This is a genomic window from Candidatus Nitrospira nitrosa (assembly GCF_001458735.1).
In the GTDB taxonomy this organism is placed as follows: domain Bacteria; phylum Nitrospirota; class Nitrospiria; order Nitrospirales; family Nitrospiraceae; genus Nitrospira_D; species Nitrospira_D nitrosa.
On the sequence record NZ_CZQA01000010.1, the window covers coordinates 433,130 to 457,952 of the forward strand.

16 protein-coding genes and 1 pseudogene are annotated in these 24,823 nt (G+C 54.6%); 11 read left to right on the forward strand and 6 right to left on the reverse strand.

All coding sequences use genetic code 11. From position 1 onward, the window contains the following. Positions 1–52 precede the first annotated feature (52 nt). The 3 genes from COMA1_RS16480 to gltB all read right to left on the reverse strand — a co-directional run bounded on the left by COMA1_RS16480 (position 53) and on the right by gltB (position 7,439). The gene (locus COMA1_RS16480; protein WP_090750549.1) at positions 53–739 is read right to left on the reverse strand and encodes an OmpH/Skp family outer membrane protein; all 687 of its coding nucleotides are present in this window, start codon (positions 737–739) and stop codon (positions 53–55) included. Positions 740–1,384: 645 nt separating this feature from the next. Further along, positions 1,385–2,821 carry a glutamate synthase subunit beta gene (locus COMA1_RS16485; protein ID WP_090750552.1) on the reverse strand — a complete coding sequence of 479 codons (1,437 nt, stop codon included), beginning with the start codon at positions 2,819–2,821 and terminating at the stop codon, positions 1,385–1,387. 100 nt (positions 2,822–2,921) lie between these two features. Then, the gene (gltB, locus tag COMA1_RS16490; protein ID WP_090750554.1) at positions 2,922–7,439 is read right to left on the reverse strand and encodes a glutamate synthase large subunit; all 4,518 of its coding nucleotides are present in this window, start codon (positions 7,437–7,439) and stop codon (positions 2,922–2,924) included. A gap of 235 nt (positions 7,440–7,674) precedes the next feature. On the opposite strand from gltB, the gene COMA1_RS16500 reads away from it, so the two are divergent. The 3 genes from COMA1_RS16500 to COMA1_RS16510 all read left to right on the forward strand — a co-directional run bounded on the left by COMA1_RS16500 (position 7,675) and on the right by COMA1_RS16510 (position 11,599). Then, positions 7,675–8,679, forward strand: a complete 1,005-nt coding sequence (locus tag COMA1_RS16500; protein WP_090750558.1) for a polyprenyl synthetase family protein — start codon at positions 7,675–7,677, stop codon at positions 8,677–8,679. 132 nt (positions 8,680–8,811) lie between these two features. Next, positions 8,812–10,137, forward strand: a complete 1,326-nt coding sequence (locus COMA1_RS16505; protein WP_090750560.1) for a DUF1015 domain-containing protein — start codon at positions 8,812–8,814, stop codon at positions 10,135–10,137. Between the two features lie 94 nt (positions 10,138–10,231). Next, the gene (locus COMA1_RS16510) at positions 10,232–11,599 is read left to right on the forward strand and encodes a sigma-54-dependent transcriptional regulator (protein WP_090750562.1); all 1,368 of its coding nucleotides are present in this window, start codon (positions 10,232–10,234) and stop codon (positions 11,597–11,599) included. Between the two features lie 249 nt (positions 11,600–11,848). Here the strand turns inward: COMA1_RS16510 and COMA1_RS16515 are convergent, their stop codons facing one another. From COMA1_RS16515 to COMA1_RS16525, 3 genes are all read right to left on the reverse strand, one after another. Next, complete coding sequence (locus COMA1_RS16515) at positions 11,849–12,589, reverse strand: nucleotidyltransferase family protein (RefSeq protein ID WP_090750564.1); 741 nt, start codon at positions 12,587–12,589, stop codon at positions 11,849–11,851. A 90-nt stretch (positions 12,590–12,679) separates the two neighbouring features. Next, positions 12,680–13,753: an aminoglycoside phosphotransferase family protein gene (locus COMA1_RS16520; RefSeq protein ID WP_176698128.1), complete on the reverse strand. Its 1,074-nt coding sequence runs from the start codon at positions 13,751–13,753 to the stop codon at positions 12,680–12,682. A gap of 92 nt (positions 13,754–13,845) precedes the next feature. Next, complete coding sequence (locus COMA1_RS16525) at positions 13,846–14,247, reverse strand: VanZ family protein (RefSeq protein WP_090750568.1); 402 nt, start codon at positions 14,245–14,247, stop codon at positions 13,846–13,848. A 98-nt stretch (positions 14,248–14,345) separates the two neighbouring features. Between COMA1_RS16525 and COMA1_RS16530 the strand changes: the two genes are divergently transcribed. From COMA1_RS16530 to COMA1_RS16560, 8 genes and pseudogenes are all read left to right on the forward strand, one after another. Further along, complete coding sequence (locus COMA1_RS16530) at positions 14,346–16,547, forward strand: glycoside hydrolase family 57 protein (RefSeq protein WP_090750570.1); 2,202 nt, start codon at positions 14,346–14,348, stop codon at positions 16,545–16,547. Positions 16,548–16,669: 122 nt separating this feature from the next. Then, on the forward strand, positions 16,670–17,674 hold the full coding sequence (gene galT, locus COMA1_RS16535; protein WP_090750572.1) for a galactose-1-phosphate uridylyltransferase: 1,005 nt from the start codon (positions 16,670–16,672) through the stop codon (positions 17,672–17,674). Further along, positions 17,675–19,060 carry a CCA tRNA nucleotidyltransferase gene (locus tag COMA1_RS16540; protein ID WP_218055407.1) on the forward strand — a complete coding sequence of 462 codons (1,386 nt, stop codon included), beginning with the start codon at positions 17,675–17,677 and terminating at the stop codon, positions 19,058–19,060. Positions 19,061–19,141: 81 nt separating this feature from the next. After that, positions 19,142–19,336, forward strand: coding sequence for a MoaD/ThiS family protein (locus COMA1_RS16545; protein WP_090750574.1), 195 nt, complete (start codon positions 19,142–19,144; stop codon positions 19,334–19,336). A gap of 448 nt (positions 19,337–19,784) precedes the next feature. Further along, complete coding sequence (locus COMA1_RS16550) at positions 19,785–20,012, forward strand: hypothetical protein (RefSeq protein ID WP_245631130.1); 228 nt, start codon at positions 19,785–19,787, stop codon at positions 20,010–20,012. Between the two features lie 329 nt (positions 20,013–20,341). After that, complete coding sequence (locus tag COMA1_RS16555; RefSeq protein ID WP_090750578.1) at positions 20,342–20,698, forward strand: fibronectin type III domain-containing protein; 357 nt, start codon at positions 20,342–20,344, stop codon at positions 20,696–20,698. Between the two features lie 387 nt (positions 20,699–21,085). Continuing rightward, a pseudogene (locus COMA1_RS22240) lies at positions 21,086–21,211 on the forward strand (zinc-ribbon domain-containing protein); the annotation flags it as partial. Between the two features lie 132 nt (positions 21,212–21,343). Next, a complete protein-coding gene (locus COMA1_RS16560; protein WP_245631131.1) occupies positions 21,344–24,607 on the forward strand; it encodes an ATP-binding protein in 3,264 nt (1,087 codons plus the stop codon). Positions 24,608–24,823 lie beyond the last annotated feature (216 nt).

Below are 24,823 nucleotides of genomic sequence, written 5' to 3' on the forward strand. Positions count from 1 at the left end.
GACCCGAGCCTTGCTACCTATTATTGAGGCATGTGAAATTAAATTATTTACCTTAGGGATACTTATCCATTTCACCTACTACAGTCAATGTGAGATCTTCCAAAGGCCGCTCAAGGATCTCCTTGCCCATTGGCGTCAATGCCTTTCTAGCCTGTGTGGCCTGAGGAGATCCTTCCAGGGGATCGATGACCAACTCCAACCCCTTCTGAGATGCAATCTTCTCAATCACTGGCAACACCCGATCTTTAAACTGTTGGACGAAATTCTGTTGTGCTACCGCAACTTCCTGATTGAAATCACTTGCCATAACCTTAAACTTCTCGACTTCCTGCCTAAGCACTTGATCTCTTTTCTTCCACTCCTCATTTGACTGGGATTTTAATTGTTGGATACTGCTTTCCTCCCTACGCAATCGTGCTTCTGTTTCGTTGAGTGTTCTTTGCCTTCGAAATGCTAACTCTTTCATCGACTGGAGAAGGAACCGACCATATTGAGTTTGCTCCACTGTAGCGTACATATTTACAGATCCAATCCGAGTTGCGTTCCTGACATCCAACATTGTTGGTGCGTGATAAACTACGAACTCCACACTGTCGTCTGATGTTAACTGCCCTGGACCAACGGGAGCAGAATCAGATGAAATATTCGCATCACCCCGGACAATTTCGTGAACCTTCTGTACATTTGTACGACAGCTAGGGAAAAACAAAAGAAATAAAACGAGTACAAGTTGTGCCATGATACAACTACCTCAACCGAGTAATGAGAGTCTGAGTGCTCTTTCAGCGGGCCGATCTACCCGTCACGGACGCCGGCACGTCTAGTTTTTCAGTCGCTCGCCGACTTGCCTACCAAGTTCGTCCTGGTATTTTTAACCGTTAGCGCAATTGTTCTCTGACCATCATTCCTACTTAACCTTGCTTATCTAATTGTTTGGCTCTCTCTCAGATCAGCTAGTGTTCTAGCAATCTCTGCTTGGCAGGATGGCTGAGTCCAGGAATTCATAAGAAGAGGAACCTTTGCAGAGAATATCCTTCTTCCTCCGTCAGGTGCTTGCCTGTCAACCGGTTACCTTTTTTAGACAAGCCGGGCAAGGAGCTCACAGGGATTCCGTTCTTGATGGAGCTGATGGCATTTTGAACTAGGAATGATCTGATTAATTCTCACTTTTGCCAAGCCACCTCTCAAAACATTGGAGATTCGACTGGCTCTCAAGTGAAACTCTGAATTAATCAGACCTTCCCTAGCTCCCTCCGACCGAGATCGACGTTGATGGCAGTAATCCCGTAGTCTACTGATTCGGCATATTGACGCAACGCTCGCGCAGAAATACAGGTTCGTCGGGATATGACCCACAGAAATCCCTTGGGGTGTTCGTTATGAGTTAGGAGAAGGACTTTTTTGCGGACCGATTCGCATGGAGATACCTGTCGATCCCTGCCGCCATCTTTCGGCCTTCGGCGATGGCCCAGACGATCAGTGAGGCACCACGTTTGGTGTCGCCGCCGGCAAAAACGCCGTCGAGATTGGTCATGAAGTTGTCGTCAGCTACCACAGCTCCACGTGCGTCATATTTCACACCGAGGCTATCGAGCAAACCATTCCTGACGGGACCGGTGAAGCCCATGGCGAGCAGCACCAAATCGGCATTTATCTCAAATTCACTGTTAGGCACCGGTGTGAACTTACCATTCTCAAACTTCACCCGATTGGCATGAAGCTTGGTCACTTGACCGTCGTGGCCGGAGAACTTCGTCGTGGACACACTCCATTGCCGGTCACAGCCTTCTTCATGAGCATGGGACGTACGGAGCTGCATCGGCCAGAGAGGCCAGGGAGTTGAGTCGGCCCGTTGCGGAGGAGGCTCCGGCAGCAATTCGAATTGATGGGCTTCTACACACCCTTGGCGATGTGCCGTACCGAGACAGTCCGACCCTGTATCGCCGCCGCCGATGATGACGACACGTTTCCCCTTCGCGGTGATTGGCTCTTCGGTCATGGGAATGCCGGCCGTACGCTTATTCTGCTGGGTGAGATACTCCATCGCCAGATGCACACCCTTCAGCTCACGCCCAGGAATCGGCAACTCACGAGCCAGCTCGGCACCCATCGTGAGTCCCACCGCGTCGAACTGCCGGCGCAACTGTTCACCGGTGATGTCTTTGCCGACAGCGACGCCGGTCCGAAACGTCACCCCTTCCACCTTCATCTGCTCTAGACGTCGGTCGATCACCCACTTTTCCATCTTAAAGTCAGGGATGCCGTAGCGCAGTAAGCCACCGATCCGATCGGACTTTTCGAAGACCGTCACAGCATGGCCTGCCCGAGCCAATTGCTGTGCGGCAGCCAATCCAGCCGGACCGGAACCGACGATCGCCACGGTCTTCCCGGTGTTCACGACCGGCACGATCGGCGTAACAAAACCTTCGTTAAAACCCCGATCGACAATGTTCCATTCAATGACGCGGATGGACACCGGATCTTGGTTGATCCCGAGCACGCAAGCCCCTTCACAGGGGGCTGGGCAGAGACGTCCCGTAAATTCAGGGAAATTATTCGTGGTGTGCAGCGCCTTCAGCGCATCTTTCCAACGCCCGCGATAGACGAGATCGTTCCATTCCGGAATCAGATTGACGACTGGGCAACCGGTATGACCCTGGCAAAACGGTACACCGCAGTCCATGCAGCGCGCACCCTGAGCCTTGAGCTTCTCCTCAGGGATCGGTTCGTACATCTCCTTCCAATCGAGCACACGTAGCTCAATCGGCTTACGCTTCGGGCCCTCACGGGCATATTTCATGAAACCCTTTGGATCACCCATCTTTTTCCTAGTGCTGAGATCTGGGGACCGAGTGCTGAGTGCCACAATATGAATATGAATTCATCGTCTTAGACCTCAGTCCTCGCTACTCAGTCCTGCTTTAGTGGACTGCACTCGCCTTCCGTTTCCGTTCCTCAAGGACACGCTTGTAATCGACCGGCATCACCTTGACGAACTTCGGCAAGGTCGTATCAAACGCATCGAGTATCTGTTTGGCCTTCCGACTTCCGGTATACATAAAGTGTTTCGTGAGCAGCCCATGAAGCAGCTGCTTGTCTTCCTTCGTGCTCAGCGTCTCCAGTTCGACCATTCCCGTATTGCAACGGCTCTGAAATGTTCCCTCATCATCCAGGACGAACGCCACGCCACCGGACATACCCGCAGCGAAGTTTCGACCGGTCATACCGAGGACTACCACTACACCACCCGTCATATATTCACAACCGTGATCGCCTGTCCCTTCGACAACGGTTTGCGCTCCGCTGTTCCGCACGGCAAACCGCTCGCCCGCCATTCCATAAAAATAGGCTTCGCCCTGCGTCGCCCCATACAGCGATGTATTGCCGATCAAAATCGTCTCCTCCGGATTATAGAGAATATTCTTCGGCGGAAAGACAATGATCTTACCTCCGGACAGCCCTTTTCCGATGTAGTCGTTGGACTCACCCTCCAGCGTCAAGGTGATACCCTTCGCGAGGAAGGCACCGAAGGATTGACCGGCTGAGCCGGAGAACTTGATCGAGATCGTGTCTTCCGGCAATCCATCCAGTCCATACTTTTTGGCGATCTTACTCGAGAGTACCGTGCCGGTCGTCCGGTTGATATTCCTGATAGGGAGATCGACCGTCACCTTCTCACCCTTCTCAATCGCGGCCCGGCAAAGATCGACGAGCTTGTTGTCCAGAATATCCGCGAGACCATGATCCTGCTTCTGCACACAATACCGCGGCACATCCACGGAAACATCCGGCGCCGTCAACAGCGGCGTCAGATCAAGTCCCTTGGCCTTCCAATGATCGACCGCTTTGGTAATCTTCAGCTTGTCGACACGCCCCACCATCTCGTTGATCGTCCGAAAGCCGAGCTTTGCCATGAGTTGCCGTGCTTCTTCGGCCACGAAGAAGAGGTAGTTGACAATATGTTCCGGCTTGCCGTTGAACTTCTTGCGTAGTTCAGGATCTTGCGTCGCAATTCCGACAGGACAGGTATTCAGATGGCACTTGCGCATCATAATGCAGCCTTCGACAATCAGCGGGGCTGTCGCGAACCCGTACTCTTCCGCGCCAAGCAACGTGGCAATGACCACATCTCGGCCGGTCTTCATCTGGCCATCTGTTTCAACTCGGATACGCCCTCGCAAGTCGTTGAGCACCAATGTCTGATGCGTCTCTGCCAACCCAAGCTCCCAAGGAATGCCTGCGTATTTAATGGATGAGAGCGGCGACGCGCCTGTGCCGCCGGAGTCTCCACTGATGAGCACTTTATCTGCATGGGCCTTCGCAACTCCGGCCGCGACCGTCCCGACACCGACCTCCGATACCAATTTCACCGAGACACCGGCATCAGGATTCGAATTCTTTAGATCGAAAATCAGTTGGGCCAAATCCTCGATCGAATAGATGTCGTGGTGAGGCGGAGGTGAGATCAGCTGCACACCAGGTGTGGCATAGCGAAAGCGAGCGATGTTCTCGTCCACTTTGTGACCGGGCAACTGGCCCCCTTCTCCCGGTTTCGCCCCCTGCGCCATCTTGATCTGCAGTTCCCGCGCATTCACAAGATAATGCGCCGTGACTCCGAATCGGGCCGACGCCACCTGTTTAATGTAACTATTCTTGGAATCGCCGTTCGGCAAGGGAATGAACCGCTCCGGATCCTCCCCACCTTCACCCGTATTGCTCTTGCCGCCAAGCCGATTCATCGCGATTGCCAGCGTTTCATGCGCTTCTTTGCTGATCGAACCGAAAGACATGGCACCGGTGTTGAAGCGCTTGACAATTTCCTTAGCTGATTCCACCTCTTCAATCGGAATGGGCTGAGGATCGAACTTGAAGTCCAGCAACCCACGAAGGTTCGAGCGCCGCTTGCCCTCATCATTCACGACCTGCGCAAACTCCGCGTACGTCTTCGGGTCGTTTGAGCGGCTGGCATGTTGTAGCTTATAGATCGTCTCCGGATTCCAGTTATGATGCTCACCCTGGATGCGGTAGTGAATTTCGCCTCCGAAGTCGAGTTGGCGGATCGCGGCCGGCTCGTAGGCCACGCGATGGCGGCGCAACGTCTCTTCCCCGATTTCGCGGATACCGACCCCTTCGACACGCGACGGTGTGCCGGTGAAGTATCGATCGATCAATTCGCGATTCAACCCGATCGCCTCGAAGATCTGCGCACCGCAGTAAGACTGCACGGTGGAGATTCCCATTTTTGAGAAGATCTTGAGCAGCCCCTTGTTGATGGCCTTGATAAATTTCCCCTCCGCCGTCTGCGCATCGAGCCCTTCGGGCAGATAGCTGTCACGTTCCATATCCACCAGCGATTCGAACACCAGATATGGGTTGATCGTTCCTGCACCATAGCCGATCAAACAGGCGAACTGATGCACATCGCGTGGTTCACCCGTTTCCAAGATCAACCCTACTTCGGTTCTTGTACACTCTCGAACCAGGTGGTGGTGAACGGCAGAGATACCAATCAAACTTGGAATCGGCGCCCATTGCTCGTTCACCCCACGATCGCTCAAGATCAGGAACTTGTAGCCTTCCTTGATGGCGTGCGAGGCTTGCTGACAGAGCTCATCGACCGCCTCGCCAAGCCCATCCGGTCCTTCGGCGACGCGGAACAGCATCCGGAGTGTCTTGCTTTTGAAGTGCGGATCGGAAATACCACGGATCTTTTGCAAATCGGCGTTCGTGAGAATCGGCTGCTGCACCTTGATACGGCGGCAGGACTCAGGCGATTCATCCATCAAGTTCGGCTTCGGACCGATGTTGGTCACCAGCGACATCACGAGCTGTTCTCGAATCGGGTCGATCGGCGGATTCGTGACCTGTGCGAAGAGCTGCTTGAAATACTTGAACAGGAGCTGCGGTCGATCGGACAGCACCGCCAACGGAGTGTCGGTTCCCATTGAGGAAATCGCCTCTTCCCCCATCACGATCATCGGTGTGATGACCATCTTCAGTTCTTCAACCGTGTACCCGAAGGCCTGCTGCCGCTGGCGAATCGTGGGGTGGTCCGGCTGCGGAACATTGAGCGGATCCGGCAGCTCGTCCAGCGACACACCATATTGCGTGACCCAACTCCGATAGGGTTTGCGACCGACGATTCCAGCTTTAATCTCTTCATCGTCGATGATGCGACCCTGCACCGTATCGACGAGGAACATACGACCCGGTTGGAGCCGTCCCTTCATCCTGATATCTTTCGCCTCAGCCGGCAGAACCCCGGCCTCAGACGCGAGAACCACCAGACCATCGGTGGTCACGTGATACCGGCAGGGGCGCAGCCCATTTCGATCCAGCGTTGCCCCGATCAACTTACCGTCTGTAAAACACACAGCCGCGGGCCCATCCCACGGTTCCATCATTGCCGCGTGATACTGATAAAACCCGCGACGATCTAAATCCATCTGTGGATTCGCCACCCACGGCTCCGGAATCAACATCATCATGGCATGCGGCAGCGAACGGCCACCAAGCAGCAGAAATTCCAAGGCATTGTCCAAGCAGGCCGAGTCGCTTTGATCCTCGGAGACGATCGGGAAGAGCTTCTCCATGTCTTTCCCGAATTGCTCTGAATGAAGGCGCCCTTGACGTGCCTTCATCCAATTGACGTTCCCCTTGAGTGTATTGATCTCGCCGTTATGGCACACATACCGATAGGGATGGGCCCGGGGCCAGGTGGGAAACGTATTGGTACTGAAGCGCGAGTGCACAAGCGCCAGTGCGCTGACCATCCGTTCATCAGTGAGATCCTGATAGTAAGCCGCCATTTGATGCGGCAACAACAACCCCTTATAGACGATGGTGTTGGCTGACAGGCTCGGAACATAGAAGTGCTCTCGTCCTTGAATGGCCGATTCTGCCACAGCCTTTTCGACTCGCTTGCGAACAACGTAGAGTTTTCGCTCGAACTGAGTTTCGTTTAACGCATCTCTCGCGACGAAAACCTGTCGCATGAACGGTTCTGTCGTTCGTGCAAGAGCACCGATCTGATCACTCTTGACCGGCACATCGCGCCAACCGAGTAGACGTAGACCTTCCTCTGTAATAATCTCGTTGAATACCTTCTCGCAGAGCCGCCGAGAGTCGGTATTGGGAGGTAGAAATAGCTGACCAACCCCGTACTCGCCCAGATCCGGCAGGGAGACACCTACATCGCCCACAACCCGCTTCAGAAATGAGTGTGGAGTCTGCAGCAGAATACCCGCCCCGTCTCCGGTGTGGGAATCAGCCCCCTGGGCCCCTCTGTGTGTCAAATTCTCTAAAACTTGAAGTCCTTTACGGACAATGTCATGGGATTTTTTCCCTTTGATATTGACGACGAAACCAATCCCACAGGAATCCTTCTCGTATTGCGGATCGTAGAGTCCCTGTCGGTGGGGAAATCCAGGAATAGTCATAGATCTATCTCGTTCAAACAATGGACGTTTTGTCTATAATGGATGGCATGGGGACGAAGCAAGCACCCTTGGAGTGGACGCACCTTACCATCCGCATCCAGGGTGAACCTCACTCGCGTGGGTTAATTATGTTGAGAACTTACTGGATGGGTCCTTCCTCTGTCAAGATTGCATCGGGCTTATACCCCTTTCATTTGCTTGACTTTATTTCCTTGGCTGCCATACCATCCGCGGCATGACACAAGGTCCAGTCATCGCTACTCTACACAGCATGTCAGATGTGTGGGAGTCCTATCGGACGGAGCTGGATGGAGTAGAGGATCGCGTACGGAAGAACCTCGATTCCAGCGTGACCTTGGTCAATACCGTCGCCGCACACATCTTGAGTGGCGGAGGAAAGCGTGTCAGACCCCTTCTCCTACTGCTCTCCGCCCGCCTCTGTGGATATGCGGGAGCTGAACATCACCAACTTGGCAGTATTGTTGAATTCATTCATACCGCGACCCTCCTACACGACGATGTCGTGGATGATGCCGATCTCCGGAGGGGAAGACGAACCGCGCGCAAGGTGTGGGGAAACCAAATCAGCATTCTGGTCGGCGACTACCTCTATACGAAAGCGATGTGCAAGGTCGTCGAATTTCAAAGTCAGGGGATTAATGAAGTCCTCGCCGAGGCCTGTAAGAAGATGGCAGAAGGGGAAGTGCTGCAGCTCTACTACAATGGAAACCCCTCAATGCCCGAGATCGATTACATCAAAATCGTCGAGCACAAGACGGCGGGGTTGATTGCAGCGGCTTGCCGCATGGGGGCCATTCTCGCGGAAGCATCTGAGTCGCAACAGGACGCCCTGTTTCGCTTCGGCCAGTATCTCGGCATCGCTTTCCAGGTCGCGGACGACACATTGGATTATATTGCGAACGGCGAATCGCTCGGCAAAACGATCGGGCAGGATCTGCGTCAAGGAAAGGCGACGCTGCCGCTGCTGCATTTGTTGCAGCAGTGTTCAGAGCAGGACCGTCAGATGATCAAGGACCGCATGGAGACGCGGACACTGAGCACGACGGACTTGGAGCGCATTCTTTCGTTGATGGCCAATTTTGGGTCGATCACCTATGCCATGGATCGCGCACGCGCCTATATCACAGCTGCGAAGGATGAACTGGACTGCTTCGAGGATAGTACGGCGCGGCGCGCCCTATCCGTCGCTGCGGATTATATGATTACCCGAGACCGGTAACAGTCTTCCCGCCAGTCGGAAAGACGCCTGGCCGTGGGAGCGGCACGGCGTAGGGCGAAAGGACCCCGCTCTCTCCTGTAACCATCAAACCGTCGTCGCGATTACGACCACGACATTGCCAGGGAGTTGCTCATGTCACAGGTTTTTCCGTTCCACGGGCTGCGGTACGATCAGACGCTTGTCGGGGCGATCACCGATGTCATCTCCCCACCGTACGATATTATCGATACAGCCGGACAGAAACAGCTCCATGACCGACATCCCCACAATATCATCCGTATGGAGCTTGGGCTTGACCAGCCCGGTGACAGTCCAACGCACAACCGCTACACCCGTGCCGCTTCGACATTGAAAAGCTGGATCACGGAGGGAATTCTCAAGCGCGATGCGCAACCGACCATCTATTACCACACCATTGAATACCGTCCCCCCTACTCCGCTCCCGATGCTCCGAAGAAGCTGCTGCGTGGATTCCTAACACTGGTCAAATTGGAAGCACTGGACTCGGGGCATATCTACCCGCATGAAAACACCCGTGCCGCAGCAAAGACGGATCGGTTGAATCTCATTGAGGCCTGTCGAGCGAATTTTAGCCCAATCTGGTCCCTGTACTCGGATCCACAGGGAACCATCATCCAACGTTTGGAAGCCGAGACTAACGGCAAACCAGCCTGCTATGACTTCCAGGATGAGGCTGGTTGTCGAGAGTGCCTGTGGACCGTGACCGACCACACCGTGCTGAAACAGATTACTGAGGCCATGCAGAGTAAGCCGCTGTTCATTGCGGACGGCCATCACCGCTACGAAACGGCGTTGAATTATCAAAAGCTGCGACGACAACAGGCCTCCACACAGACAGGCCTCCAGCCCTATGATTCAGTCCTCATGTTACTCGCCCCGCTTGAAGATCCAGGTCTGACGGTGTTACCAACGCACCGGGTCACCACCACCCCGTTACCTCCGTTCGAACAAATCAAGCGGATGCTGGGCGAGGTGTTCGAGTTTCGAGAATTTCCCTTTACCCCATCCTCCCATGAACAGGTCCGTACCCAGTTCCTCACCAGCTTACGGACGGAAGGAACGAAGGCACCGGTGTTTGGCCTCGCGAGACAAGCTGATTCTCGCTACATGACCCTCACGTTGAAGCCAAGTCATCGACCTTCAGCAACGGCTTCACCTCGCACCAAACTCGACGTCTCCTTGCTGCAACAACTCATCGTCACAACGCTCTGTCAGACCCAACAGGAGCAGGAAGCGATTCTCTACACCAAGGATGACCTTGAGGCGCTCGATTGGGTGCACCGTGGCACAGGGACCGGAGCCTTTCTGCTCAACGCGACCAAAGTCAGCGAAGTCCAGGCGGTTGCAGCGGCGGGAGAACGCATGCCGCACAAGTCCACGTATTTTTATCCGAAACCGTTGACCGGGCTCGTCATCAATGTAATGGACAGTCAGTGAGGGGTGGTGAGTGGGTAGCAGGGAGTTATCAGTGCGAGAGCATGCACCAGCCTCGTTGCTTCACGCGTACCCCATCACACCACACGTCTGACGTATGAACGCAAAGATCCTCATCGTTGACGACGATCCAGACATCGTACTGATGCTGGAGGATCGACTCCAGGCCTCCGGATACGAGACCGTTGTCGCACTCGAGGGACAGCAGGCTCTTGATGTCATTGTGCATGAGTCGCCTCACCTCGTCCTGCTGGATCTGACACTACCCAAGCTCTCCGGCCTCGATGTGCTCAAGCGCTTAGCCCAGATGAAACCGGCGGACAGCCCGCCGGTCATTGTGATGACCGCGCATGCTTCCATTCAGGCCGCCGTCGAAGCCATGAAAGAAGGCGCGTACGACTTTCTGACCAAGCCTCTCGACAATGACCACCTCCTCATCGTCATCCGTAAAGCACTGGAACGAGATACGCTCCGACGGCAGGTCGCTTACCTCCGCTCTGAGGTCGACGGCCGTTACGCGAATATCGTCGGCAACAGCCCGTCGGTGCGCTCCGTCGTTGAAGCAGCACAGCGAGCCGCCAAGTCCGATGCAGGGGTATTACTGCTGGGGGAGAGTGGGACAGGGAAAGAGCTCTTTGCACGTTCGATCCATCAGTGGAGCCCTCGTTGTACCATGCCGCTCATCGTCATCAACTGTGTGGCATTGACCGAGACACTCCTTGAGAATGAACTCTTCGGCCACGAGCGTGGGGCATTCACAGGAGCGGATCGACAGCAAAAAGGTAAATTGGAAATGGCCGACGGGGGCACGGTCTTCCTGGACGAAATCGGCGATATGCCGCTCACCTTGCAAGCCAAGTTGCTTCGTGTGCTTCAAGACCGGGAGTTCCAACGCGTCGGTGGGTCCAAGACCGTATCAGTCAACATCCGCATCATCGCCGCTACCAATAGAGATCTTCGTCAGGCCGTCAAAGCTGGCCAGTTCCGGGAAGATCTGTATTTTCGGCTCAATGTCGTCACACTGACGCTCCCGCCGCTCCGTGAGCGGCAAGGAGATGTCCCAGCGCTTGCACAATTCTTCTTGGAGCGACATACGCGAGATGCCAAGCGCCCCGGTATGGTCCTCAGTGCGGCTGCCGTGGAGGCACTAACCCGTTACCCATGGCCCGGCAACATCCGCGAGTTAGACAACGTCATCGCGCGAGCTGTCGTCCTGAGCCCCAAAGACACAATCGAGCCGGATATGTTGGCACTCCTGTCGGATGACGCAGAGCTGCGCAAAAATGAAGATGAGGCACTACAATCCTACCTCGACCTGCCTTACCATGAATCCATGGAAGAACACAGCCGCTACATTATCACACGAGCCATGGAACGGGCCGAGGGCAATCAAACCAAGGCCGCCGAATCGCTCAAACTCCAGCGCACCTATCTCGCACGCCTTCTCAAACACCAAAAAGTCTGACCGGACGCTGGAAAAGTCCGCCAGCGGCGCTCTCACATCGCTCAGAGGCTCAACGTACCGAAGCGTACGCCTCCCCCCCTCGCTTGCTATGGTCTTGCTGGACGGCCGTTTTGAGCGTCCTAAGGCTATTGTGGCGCGAGTGCCGCACGGAAATTCAACCGAAAGTTTTGGGAATGGCCGAGCTTGGCACAAGCCGCTGAGCGACCCATCGTATTCGGCCAGACGGCACGCTGTTGACAAGCGTTGTGATCAATGGGATGTGCTGCGAGGGGAACGTTCTTCTAATCGAATCCGCCCGGAACGGGCATCGTGCTCCGCTTGTGTGTAGCGTTCGGGCGTTCCGATGTCCGACCAGTATCCTTGAAGGTCGTAGCCCAGCACGGTTTCTCCGCGTTCGATGGCCGCCACGTAGGGATCAATGATTGAAGAAACAACCCCCTTCGGTACCTGCTGCAGCAGCCGGGGATGAAGGATGTGAATCCCCGCGAACATACGCTGTGCGATCGTCGGCGCCTCGCTGATCCCTCGCCCCGTGATACGCAAGATCCGACTCTGCTCTCCCACCTCTACCAAGCCCCAGCGCTCGGCATCCGGATCTTCCCGTAAGACCAAGGTGGCGGCCGCTCCACGCGAGCGATGAAAGTCCCGCAAGGCTTCAAGATCGAGTTCGACTAACGTGTCTGCGTTCAGGATCAGTACCGGTTCTCCTGAAAAATACGGCTCGGCTTTCTTAATTCCTCCACCGGTCCCGAGGATGATCGGTTCATGGGAATAGATGATCCGTATCCCGAATTTCGAGCCGTCGCCCAAGGCCTGCTCGATCATCGGCCCCAGATAATGCAAATTGACGACGACGTGGTGAAATCCGTGCCGCTTCAGCAGCAGCAGGTTCCAAATAATGAGCGGAGTACCGGCAATCGGAAGTAATGGCTTAGGAATCGTGTTCGTCAGCGGTCTGAGGCGAGTCCCGAGACCCGCGGCAAGAATCATGGCCTTCACAGGATTCAGTGCTGAGAACTGAGGACTGAGTGCTGAGTCAACGATTCGATGCTCAATCCTCAGTCCTCATCCCTCAGTCCTCTATTGCAATTCCGGCACATAGGGGGCGAGGTGTCGTTTCAGTGGCTCGAGCTCCGGATACTTTTGAAGATTTTGTTTGACGTAACTCAGCACACGAGGAATATCCGCTAAAAACTTTGGATTGCCCTTGACGCGATCGATGTAAACAAACCGACCGGCTGCCTTCAGGTTTCGTTGAATACTCGTGAGATCAAACAGTCGTCGGAAGGCCGTCCGATCAATTCGGCTGACACCACGGTCTGTCATTTGGTCCTGGTAGTACTCCACCAACTCATCGACCAGCACTTCGTCTAGCTGGATGTAGGCATCCCGCACGAGTGACGCCAAGTCATAACTAGCCGGCCCCATTAACGCATCTTGAAAATCGATCACACCAAGTCGTGTGCCATCGACCATCAAATTACGAGAATGGTAATCACGATGCGTAAAGATCCGCGGTTGACTGGCCAACTGATCGGCAATATTCTTGAACACTCGCCGAACGGCCTCCGCATCGACATCGGCTAACGGGCTGCCGTTCCGTACCTCGACTCCATACTCCAGAAAATGATCAAACTCCCACATCAGCAACGGAGCGTCAAACCCTCGATGAAACGCAAGGCAGGTGCGATCATCCGCCTTGGTGGCGTCAACCTGCATCTGTACGAGCACGTCAATAGCCTGCCTGTAACGCGACTCCAACTGAGCCTGATCGGCACAACTCACGGCATCTGCTAAGGTCACATCGCCAAAATCTTCCAGATACAGGAGTCCTACCGACTGATCATAGTAGTAGAGTGTCGGCACGGGGACTTTCACCCTGGCCAGATGAGACCGGATATTGATAAACGGCAATTCCGCAATCTGATGTGCCGTCCCACTGACCGCCTCCTCCGACTGTTTGAACCCTTCCGGCTCAGCAAGCTGCATCACGATGACAGAATTCGGGGGTCCTCCCATCAGGGTCGCACGAAAATACCGTCGGTTGGAGGCGTCTCCAGCCAACGGTGTGAGGCTCTTTAGGCCAAGACCTGGTTGCAACTTTGTCGCAATAGCATCGGCCAGGACGGCAGGATCCGGAGACGCTAACGGCACCTTGGAGGAAGTCTGGTTACCCTTGACCATATCGGGGTGAGTATAGCGGGCATCGGGCAGCTTGTCACGAATGCCGTATTGTTCAGCTGACTTTAGGGAGAGGCTTCTGGAACGGAATTCATCGGTCTCAGACTCAAGATCCTGGACATGACACCTGCACCAATGGCTCCACCGATTGTATCGGCTACCCAATCGAGCCAACTGGACTCTCGAAATGGAACAAAGACTTGGTGGACTTCGTCACTGATTCCGTACAGCGACGTGAAGACGATGGCCAACAGCATCGCCTGCCGTCGCCACCTTTCACGCGGGGTCGCGTGAAAAGCCCGGTAACATAACGCACCCAACACCGTGTATTCGAGGGCATGTAAGGCTTTATCACTGAAATGAATGACGAACGGCACCTGCTCTTCAGGGTGCGACTGCGACGACATGTAGAAAATGATCCCAGCATAAGCACAAACCGGCCCCCATAAACGCAGGAACCCCTTCATATCATTCCCCCAGTACTCCAGAGTTTCCAAAACCTATCGGCAGATTGCATGCCTATACCCCCTATGACATACTGAAAAAACGAAAGGAATCAGTCGCGATGAAGCAGGCCCACATCTGTTTTTTCTGGCATATGCACCAGCCCTATTACACGGACCCGGTGACTGCATCGGCCAGTATGCCGTGGGTCCGCCTCCATGCAACCAAGGCCTACTATGATATGGCCTATTTACTCCGACAATTTCCAGAGGTACGCGCAACATTCAACTTTACCCCATCGCTGCTCCTCCAGTTACAGGAGATCGGAACCGGAACGGTGCTCGATCTTTTTCTCGAGCACGCCCAACGACCAGCGGCAGATCTCACGCTGGAAGAAAAGGCTTTTGTGGTTCGGCATTTCTTCTCCGCCAATTGGGCAACCATGGTTCGGCCCTATCCACGGTACCATGAGCTGCTCGTCAAACGAGGGTTGGAGGTCAATGATCAGGATCTTCCTCGGATTGCCCGTCACTTTTCAACACAAGAACTCCTCGATCTTCAAATGTGGCACAACCTAGCCTGGTTCGGATACGGCACCATCAAACAGTATCCTCGCCTGGCCGACCTGCGCCAGAAAAATCGCGGCTTTACCGAGGAGGAAAAACAGGAGGTGCTGGCACTGCAGCGCACCGTCGTCCAAGAGATTGTTCCCATGTACCGGCAGCTCATGGAACAGGGACAAATCGAGCTCACCACGACTCCCTTCTTCCACCCGATTCTACCCTTGGTGATCGACACGGACATGACCCGTCGCGCCAGACCCGACCTCCCCTTGCCGGCCCGATTCCGGGCGTATGAGGATGCAGAGGCGCAACTCCGAGACGCCGTCCTCTTTCATCAACACACGTTCGGCCAACCTCCGTCCGGCTTGTGGCCGTCAGAAGGATCTGTCTGCCCCGAGATGCTTCCGCTGGTCCATCAAGTAGGCCTCCACTGGTTAGCCACCGACGAAGGTATTCTGGCTAGATCCCTCGCCATGGGCGGTCTGCCATGGCACCGATCATCCGACTTGTATCAACCGTACCACATCGGTGAGGCCGAGCAGTCTCTGTCCATTCTGTTCCGCGACCGAGAGATCTCCGATGCCTTTGGATTCATCTATCACAAGACAACGCCGGAAGCGGCTGCCGACGACGTCACGCGACGATTGCGAGGAGTCATCCGCGATAGCTCTCAAGAACGACTCATCATTGCCATTGTGTTAGACGGCGAAAACCCGTGGGAACATTACCACGATGGAGGAGAACGATTCCTTTCGCTCCTCTATGGAGGCTTCGCGAATCGTGCATTGGATCAGACCGGACAACTGACGGTCCAGTCTTCAATGATCTCCACCGCGCTGGCCTCGGTACCACCCACACAGCACCTATCCGCACTGCATTCCGGTTCCTGGATCAATTCCGACTACAAAATTTGGATCGGGCACCAAGAAGACAATGGCGGGTGGGACCTGCTGGGACACACTCGCACGCAACTGCTAAATCGTGCGCCGAGTCTTCCGCCGGATCGTGCTCAAGCCGCATGGCGTGAGCTGTACGCTGCGGAGGGTAGTGACTGGTTCTGGTGGTATGGTGACGATTTCGACACCGATTTCAAGCCAGAATTCGATCGCCTCTTCAGAACGCATCTCCGTAATGTCTGGACACACATGGGCCTACCGCCTCCAGACCAACTCAACCAGGCGATCTGCGCGAAAGCGATGCCATGTGATTCCGAGATGGTTCAACAGCCTGTCGGGCTCCTCACGCCCATCATCGACGGCATGGTCACCAACTTCTTCGAATGGCGGGGAGCGGGCACCATCAGCACTCAGCCGCCACTCGGAGCCATGTGGAAGGCAGATGGGATCTTCACAGCCATCCGTTTCGGCTGGAACCTTAATCAGTTTGTCATGCGATTCGACTTCGATGAGACCAATCTCAAGAAAGAAGGTCTCGACGTCGATGTCGTGTTACAGGGCCCACAATCCAAGTATCGGCTCACGTTTCCCCTCTCCTTGTCAGGCCAAGGAGAATTTCAACTGTCTCGCCAAACGACCACGGATGTCTGGCAAACCGTCGGCTCCCGTCAGTCGATTCACGCACAGACCGTCTTGGAGTTGGCAGTCCCCTGGAAGGACCTCGATCTGGAAACAGGACACGCGATGCAGCTTTCAGTCGCTGTGCAAGAACATGGCCTCGAAGTGGCCCGTTACCCCAGCCAGCGTCCCGCCGCGCTCACCGTACCGGGACCAGAATTTGAGGCAGGAATGTGGAGAGTATGATCGGAAGTGAAAAACAAGATGTGAAAAGTGAAGCCTAGAAGCCACCAGGCGCTTCTTCGCGCTCAAGAACCCGAACCTTTTACTTTTCACCTTTCACATTATTACGAGTTACGGAGGAACAGATGCCCGATCTACGACGTGATCCCATAGTCGGTCGCTGGGTCATTATTTCAACGGAACGCAGCGGCCGCCCCCATGACTTCATCTCCCCTCAACCGGCTCGCGCAAGTTCCGCATCTCTCTGCCCGTTTTGTCCCGGACAAGAGCGCCTGACCCCGAAAGAAATCATGGCCTATCGGCCGCAACCATCGGCTCCCAACTCTCCGAACTGGACCGTACGGGTCGTCCCGAACAAGTTTCCCGCACTCCAGGTGGAAGGCGAGATGGGGCGCGAAGGCATCGGTCTCTATGACCGGATGAATGGAATCGGCGCACATGAAGTCATCATTGAAACCCCGACCCATGTCGAAGGCCTCGCGGAGATGCCGACGAAGCGACTTGAGGACATGCTGTGGGCCTATCGCGACCGGATGCTGGATCTCCGTAAGGATCTGCGGTTCCGCTATATTTTGATTTTCAAGAACCATGGATCCTCCGCCGGAGCGACCTTGGAGCACAGCCACTCCCAACTGATTGCTCTCCCGATCGTCCCGACCAGCGTACAGGAGGAGCTTGATGGATGCCATCAGCATTACCAGCAAAAAGAACGGTGCATCTATTGCGATATCCTTCGGCAAGACCTGTCTGATGGAGATCGCGTCGTGGCGGAAAACCCAGAATTCCTCTGCGTGACTCCCTTCGCGCCACGTTTTCCGTTCGAGATGTGGATACTTCCCAAGCGTCATGCGGCCTACTTCGAGGAGAGTCAGAAGTCTCAATTCGAGTTTCTTGCTCCGATCCTTTCGGAATCGTTGCGCCGCATGGACAAAGTGCTGGCACGTCCACACTACAATTTCATCCTACACAGTTCTCCCCTGCACGAAAAAACAGGGGATTACTATCACTGGCACCTCGAGATTATTCCCAAACTCACACAGGTTGCCGGCTTCGAATGGGGGACAGGATTTTACATCAATCCCGTATCGCCGGAGGAGTCGGCCAAGTTCCTCCGTGAAGCGGGGATCTAAGTGCCAACCCGCTTCCGCCTGAGGGATCCCGCACTTGCAGGAGTCCTTCGCCGCATTGAAGAAAGCGTCCGTCGGATCGGCGGCAGAACCTGGGTAGTAGGTGGCACGGTTCGCGACCTTGTACTTGGGCAACAGCCCCATGATTTGGATCTCGAAGTCACCGGTGTACCGCCGGGACAGCTTCATACCTTGCTGTCTGAACAGTTCTCCGTCCAATTTGTAGGAAAGGCCTTTGCCATATTCAAACTCCAGGGGTTTCCCATCGACATCTCTATTCCCTCCCGTCCCCACACCACCGAGGCCACATCGATTCCTGGTCTTCTACGACAAGCCGATCCGGACATGCCGATCGACGAGGCACTTGCGCGACGTGACTTTACGATCAACGCCATGGCCTGGGATCCTGATACGAGGGAGCTACGGGATCCCTTCAATGGTCGAGAGGACCTCGCGAGTGGTCGGTTGCGCCACGCCTCACATCAGTTCATCGAGGATCCATTGCGAGTGCTCCGGGGTATGCACCTCGCGTCCCGCTTCGAGCTGAGCGTGGCACCAGAAACCATCGCCCTCTGCCGAACACTGTCGCAGGACGGGCATCCGCGTGAGCGGCTCTGGGAAGAATGGAAGAAGTTTCTCCTGCTGAGTCGAAAACCCTCCATTGGGCTACACTTTTTAGACCAATGCGGCTGGCTCCGCTTCTATCCCGAACTTGCCGCGCTTCAGGGCTGCCCTCAGGATCCTCGTTGGCACCCTGAAGGTGATGTCTGGATTCATACCCTCCACTGCTTGGACTGGTTTGCAACAGAGCGCACAGGCCATGAACGCGACGATCTGATCGTGGGATTGGGGATCCTCTGCCATGACTTCGGGAAACCGACGACGACCAAGGACGACGGCGAGCACATCACATCTCGAGGACATGAATCGGAAGGAATGGGACCAACGAAAGACTTTCTAGAACGGCTGACCAACCAACAAGATGTGATTGATGACGTCATCCCCCTCGTACAGTGTCACCTCCGTCCCCGTGCACTCTTCGATGTTCAGGCATCGGACAGTGCGATCCGGCGTCTCGCCCGACAGGTTACTCGTATCGATCGTTTGGTCCGTGTTGCTCGGGCCGATCATGCAGGCCGTCCGCCGAAGCTGTTTGATGGGTTCCCTGCCGGAGACTGGCTCCTGACCCGTGCCACCGCGCTGGCAGTGGATCGGCAGGTCCCGCTCCCTCTCGTGATGGGCCGACATCTGTTAGAACTCGGCGTTCAGCCTGGACCGGATATGGGCCGATTACTGGATGACTGCTTTGAAGCTCAGTTAGACGGAGAGTTTTTCACCGTGGAAGAAGGGCTGGCATACGCCAAGAGCAAACTGTCGGCTCTATGCTAAGCGACGTCGGTTTTTGAAGAGTACCTATGCGTGGTCACTTCACCCTTGCCCCTTGATCCCAGTTACTCGTATGATCGAAGCATGCAAGTCCAACTGAGTCATCCTTCACGATCAATTAGCGTCAAAGGTCCAAAACGAGCCAAGGATCTCCTGCGAGAGTTAAACCTCGTCGTCGAAGCGCACCTCGTTATTCGAGGAGATGAATTGGTGACCGAGGATGAGATGCTCTTCGATCAGGACCAGATTGAAATCCGACCGGTGATTTCAGGCGGATAGTGCTCACCCACCGCCTCACGATACGTTGTAGAATTTCTCACTCAATATACATAGGAATGCATATATATCGTATTCTATCTCACCTAGGTACCCCACCATGAAGCCACAAGGCTTGGAGTGATCCTCTCACCGGAAATTACTGGCTGTCCTCCCTCGGCACTTCGTACCGGGTTCAATCATCTTGGCTCCTCGCATCAGCTCCCCATATCAACCTGGATGAACTGAGGCGGTTTAGCTCGATCACAGCTATTCTGCTACAGCCTCCTGTAGGGAAAACCCTTCGAGCCTTCATGAGAGAAATTTTCTAACCTACTGATTCATCAATGCTCTTGGTCTCATGTGAGGAGGAACCAGGAGCGGCATTACCTTTGCTGTATATCTGGGCAAGTGCCAATGAGCGGCACACATTCTTCTAAACTCTTATAAGGGGGTTCCTATAATGAAGAGCATGTTGATGGCAGTGATGGCAGTGGCAGTGGCAGTCACGTTCAGCGCACCAGCTTTCGCCGGTGAAAAGAAGGAAGAGAAGAAGAGCGGCCATGTGGTGATGGCTGAGGAGAAAAAGGATAAGAAGGGTGGCCACATGGACACCTATGGCGACAAGAAGGAAGAGAAGAAGGGCGGCCATGCCGACACCTTCGGCGATGAGGGCAAGAAGGACAAGGGCGGCAAGTAAGTTTCAACTTACTGATGTCTGATTGAGGGGCTTCCTACTCCGTAGGAAGCCCCTCGTCGTTTCTAAGTAGACAGGCCCGCATTCCACCACTTTCAGCATCCCTCGGCTACCTGCTGTTCCAGTCATTAGAAGTTGCAAAGAAGGACAGGGCCTGACATGGTCGTACAACCTTGACTGATACCCTGTAGCCTTCCACCTCTGTCATTCCAGACAATCCTCCTCACTCTTCAGCATTTCAATGACTTCTGCCGGATTAGTTCCGCGTAGGTATGGGTACAAGCCTTGCTCGCAGTACCGACTGAGTCACCGCACACAATCACGGATGTCGCATGGCTAGACCAATGACTCGTTCCTATCAGATGTTGCACCTCGCTATCCTGTTATTCGCTCTGACGGCCTGTCCATCGGAGAACCCGTCCCTCGGTTCCCAATTTTCCTCAGATAGTGGCACCGCCTTGCTTTCTTGGGACGCAAGCGCTGGAGCTGATATCGCTGGATACAAGATCTATCTGGCGACAGCCTCGGGCACCTATGGGACGCCAATTGCAACGACGTCCACGGATATCACCACGTACACCGTCACCGGGCTGGCAACAGGCACCACCTATTTCTTCGTTGTTTCCGCGTTTAATCTGGATGGAGCTGAAAGTACATTCTCAAACGAAGTCAGCAAGGTTATCCCTTAATCAACAAACACCCCGAGCACAGACTTTTCTGGCAACCATCCCTCGCACCCTCCTCCATAAGAGAACCGTACAAGCACTAAGGTTGGCATGAGCTGAGATGAGACAGCCTTCCATATCTCGCTCTCACCCGTGATCTCAGAATAAATATCTGAATGGTGCATGGCACCATTCATTGCGCTTCACTACTTCAGCCCCTATCTCTCGCTTCATAACCGGGGTATCTTGCGTTCAAAAGCAGAATGTCTGTCTACTCAAGGCATGCCAATCATGAATATGTTACGATTCAGCGCTCCGCCTCTTGGCACCAAAGCGCAGTACCAACTCCAGAGGAGAGGGTTCAATGGGCAATATGGTTGACTTCACCCAGTATAGGCCAGAATAACGAACATGTATTGTTCTCATTGTCGAGCTGAGAACCGTGAAGGAGCTCAATTCTGCCGAGAATGCGGGACACTTCTGGAGATGGTATGCCAGAAGTGTGGTTTAAGAATTGAGCCAGGCAGTCGTTTCTGTGATGGCTGTGGATCGCCACTCGGCGCTGAGGTTGGCCCAGAAACTCTGTTCACCAGTTCCTCAGTCTTCTCTAAAACTCCAGCGAGCTACACACTGAAGCGTTCCCCCGAAAAGATCCTCAACTCTCTGGCCGTGCTGGAGGGTGAACGTAAGCAAGTCACCGTCCTCTTCGTCGACGTCGCCGGCTTCACCTCAATGTCCGAGCGGCTTGACCCCGAAGACGTCCATACCATTATGCAGTATGCCTTTAAGCTGATGCTGGAGGAAGTTCATCACTTCGAAGGTACGGTCAGCCAGTTCCTAGGCGACGGAATTATGGCTCTCTTCGGGGCACCCATGGCTCATGAGGATCATGCTCAACGCGCAGTCCGCGCAGCGCTGGGAATACGCAAAGCTCTTGAAGCCTATCAAGAAGATCTTCAGCAGCAACGGAATCTCAGCTTCCAGGTCCGTCAAGGCCTGAATACCGGTCTTGTTGTCGTAGGCTCCATCGGTACAGACCTTCGTACGGATTATACTGCGATGGGCGACACCACCAACATTTCGGCACGACTACAACAGGCCGCAGACCGTGGACAGATCCTCGTATCAGAAGCCACCCACCGAGTTGTCAAAGGGTACTTTCAGACTCGCATACTCGGTGGTCTTACTCTGAAGGGAAAGACGGAACCCGTAGTAGCCTGGGAAATCCTGGGAGTGCGCGAAGGCCGCACGAGAATGGAAGTCGCGGCCGAGGACGGGTTTACGCCTTATGTCGGACGCGAGCGCGAACTGCAGACGCTCTTCGACTGCTTCGAGAAGGCACGGGGCGGACAGGGGCAAGTTGCATTCATCGTCGGCGAGCCGGGTATTGGAAAGTCCAGGCTCCTGTACGAGTTCCATCGGAAGCTAAGCGGCGATGCGACTTGGCTTGAGGGGCAATGCATGTCATTTGGTCAATCAATGGCGATGCATCCCATCATCGACATGATGAAGCGGACCTTCGGAATCGAGGGTGAGGATAACGAGGGCACAATCGCCGACAAAATCGAGCTCGGCGTTCTGAAGGTTGGAGAACACTTACGCCCTGTCATCCCTTACCTTCGGCATCTTTTATCAATTGAGCCTGGTGACCCCGCCGTTCTCACCATGGATCCTCAGCAACGGCGCGGCGAAACATTCGATGCCTTGCGCCAGTTTTTCGTAGGTACCTCAACTATCCAACCCCTCATACGGGTGCACGAAGATTGTCATTGGATGGATATGGCAACCGAAGATTATTTATCCCTGATGGCCACTATCGTGCCCACTAATCGGATTCTTGATATCTTCACGTACCGGACCGGTTATTCACATCCTTTCGGGGAGCGCACCTACCACAACAACATCAGGCTCACACCGCTATCTGCAGAGGACAGCATGCACATCGCGGAATCCGTACTATCTGTGGAGCACTTGCCACAAAACTTGCACAGGCTGGTCACCTCAAGGGCGGAAGGGAATCCCTTCTTCCTGGAAGAGATCATAAAATCTCTCCAGGAGACTGGAGCCATACGAAGATCCGGTGAACGATACGTCCTGGCCAAGCGGATCACGGAAATCTTCGTTCCTAGCACCATCCAAGACGTCATCATGGCCAGAATCGACCGCCTCGACGAGGCACCCAAAAAAATCCTTCAACTTGCCTCCGTCATCGGCCGAGAATTCAGCACCCGGCTCCTTGACCGCATCACCGACATCCAAGATCGTCGCGCAAGTCCTTTACAAGAACTAAAGGCGGTGGGACTCATCTACGAAAAACGACTTTCCTCCGAACAGGCTTACATCTTCAAGCATGCTCTCACCCATGACGTCGCATACGGTTCCTTGCTCATTCAGCGGCGTAAGGAATTGCACCGGATCATCGCGCTCGCCATCGAGACACTCTATGCAGATCGGCTCACCGAACAATATGAGGTTCTCGCGCATCATTTCACCCGTGCGGAGGACTGGTCACATGCTCTCGGTTACTTGCTCAGAAGCGCCGAGAAGGCGCTGAAATCGTTCGCCAACCGAGAAGCCGTTGTCCTCTATGACAAAGCCCTCGACGTCACTAGTCGGCTCGAGGGGACCGCGGACGTCAAGGTCCTCATGTCAATCCGGGAGACCAAAGCGAATGCCTATTTCGCTCTCAGCGATTTTTCAAACTCGCATGCCGAAAGCGAGTGCCTGCTCGCCCTCGCCAGGCACATGGGAGACAAAGTGAAAGAAGGCGCTGCCCTGGCCAGCATGGCATTTTCGTCATTCTGGGCACATGACTTCGACAAGGCGCTCGAAGAATCCAGACAGGCACTCGATGTCGCCACCCAAGTCGATGCTGCACCGGTCATCGCAGCTAGCCGTTTTACAAATGGGTACATCTACGCCACAACCGAGCGGCTCGAGGCAGCTCGAATCGAGTGGACTGAGGCGTTGCGCATCGGCCGCGCGACGGCCGCGCACGTTCCGGAATCACTCTCCCTCGGTTGCCTTGCGCTTCAACGGAACTGGGCAGGGGAATACGTGGAAGCAGCCCAGCAAGTAGAGGAGGCAGTCCACATTGCGCACGAGCATCGTTTGGTGATGCCTATACTATGGACCGTGTGGATCTCCGGCCTTGTTTGCATCGGCAAAGGAAAATACGATGCAGCGCTGATGAAGTTGGAGCAACATCTGGCCTTCTCTGAGAAAGTCGGTGCTGAAGTGATAAGCCTTCGTGTCCTCAACACGTTGGGATGGCTCTGGATTGAATTTGACAACCATACGCGCGCACTGGACATGAACAAGCGGAGTGCGGACGGCGCACGTAAGCGCGGCGATCCTGAGACCTTTGCCAATGCCAACATCAACCTCGCTGATATATTATTGGCTAAAGGAAAACTCCCTGAGGCTCAGGAAGTCACAGAGGAAACCTATAAAATGGTGAAGCATCCTGCCACCAGCGACTGGATGCGCTGGCGATACTCGACGCACCTGTTCTCGACCATGGGGGATCTGAGCCTTATCTGCGGCAATCCCGCCAAGGCGTGGGAGTGGGCCAATCAGTGTCTGGAAATCGCTACACGCACTAACTCAACAAAGAATCTTGCCAAGGGCTGGCGGCTGCGTGGCGAAATCGCGCTGGCCGAACGCCGGTGGGATGATAGCCTGCATGCCTTGCAGCAAGCCTTGACCTTTGCACAAACAACGGGAAATCCGACTCAAATTTGGAAAACTCACGTCGCGCTCGGCCGACTGAACGAAGCGCGCCGTCGGCCAGACGCTGCATACAGTGCCTATGTGGAAGCCCGCAAGGTCCTTGATGATATCAACATTTGCCTGCACGACGAACGCCTACGCACCAGTTTTGACACCTCACCATTGATCCAACAGGTTTACAAACTGAGCGCTCCCCGCTGATCTGCGTTTTGACAAGAGCCGAACACTGAAGCAGACGCACTTTCAGTTCATGAATATCCACCCCAGCCTCACCCATATTCAGATCGCAAGTCCGTTTTACCTCCAGCCACCCAAACTTATGCTACCGGTTTTACTTGACCCTCTCTCACCGCCCACTGTATAAACTTCCCTGCCGTACTCGGGGGTGTTGAAAGATGGACGAGGGGGGTATGAGTT

What these genes read in the sequence shown, in the direction of transcription:
- COMA1_RS16515 (WP_090750564.1), bottom strand. Translation starts at nt 12,589, where the DNA reads ATGATTCTTGCCGCGGGTCTCGGGACTCGCCTCAGACCGCTGACGAAC.
- COMA1_RS16485 (WP_090750552.1), bottom strand. Translation starts at nt 2,821, where the DNA reads ATGGGTGATCCAAAGGGTTTCATGAAATATGCCCGTGAGGGCCCGAAG.
- galT (WP_090750572.1), top strand. Translation starts at nt 16,670, where the DNA reads ATGCCCGATCTACGACGTGATCCCATAGTCGGTCGCTGGGTCATTATT.
- COMA1_RS16545 (WP_090750574.1), top strand. Translation starts at nt 19,142, where the DNA reads ATGCAAGTCCAACTGAGTCATCCTTCACGATCAATTAGCGTCAAAGGT.
- COMA1_RS16500 (WP_090750558.1), top strand. Translation starts at nt 7,675, where the DNA reads ATGACACAAGGTCCAGTCATCGCTACTCTACACAGCATGTCAGATGTG.
- COMA1_RS16555 (WP_090750578.1), top strand. Translation starts at nt 20,342, where the DNA reads ATGGCTAGACCAATGACTCGTTCCTATCAGATGTTGCACCTCGCTATC.
- COMA1_RS16510 (WP_090750562.1), top strand. Translation starts at nt 10,232, where the DNA reads ATGAACGCAAAGATCCTCATCGTTGACGACGATCCAGACATCGTACTG.
- COMA1_RS16480 (WP_090750549.1), bottom strand. Translation starts at nt 739, where the DNA reads ATGGCACAACTTGTACTCGTTTTATTTCTTTTGTTTTTCCCTAGCTGT.
- COMA1_RS16550 (WP_245631130.1), top strand. Translation starts at nt 19,785, where the DNA reads ATGTTGATGGCAGTGATGGCAGTGGCAGTGGCAGTCACGTTCAGCGCA.
- COMA1_RS16505 (WP_090750560.1), top strand. Translation starts at nt 8,812, where the DNA reads ATGTCACAGGTTTTTCCGTTCCACGGGCTGCGGTACGATCAGACGCTT.
- gltB (WP_090750554.1), bottom strand. Translation starts at nt 7,439, where the DNA reads ATGACTATTCCTGGATTTCCCCACCGACAGGGACTCTACGATCCGCAA.
- COMA1_RS16525 (WP_090750568.1), bottom strand. Translation starts at nt 14,247, where the DNA reads ATGAAGGGGTTCCTGCGTTTATGGGGGCCGGTTTGTGCTTATGCTGGG.
- COMA1_RS16530 (WP_090750570.1), top strand. Translation starts at nt 14,346, where the DNA reads ATGAAGCAGGCCCACATCTGTTTTTTCTGGCATATGCACCAGCCCTAT.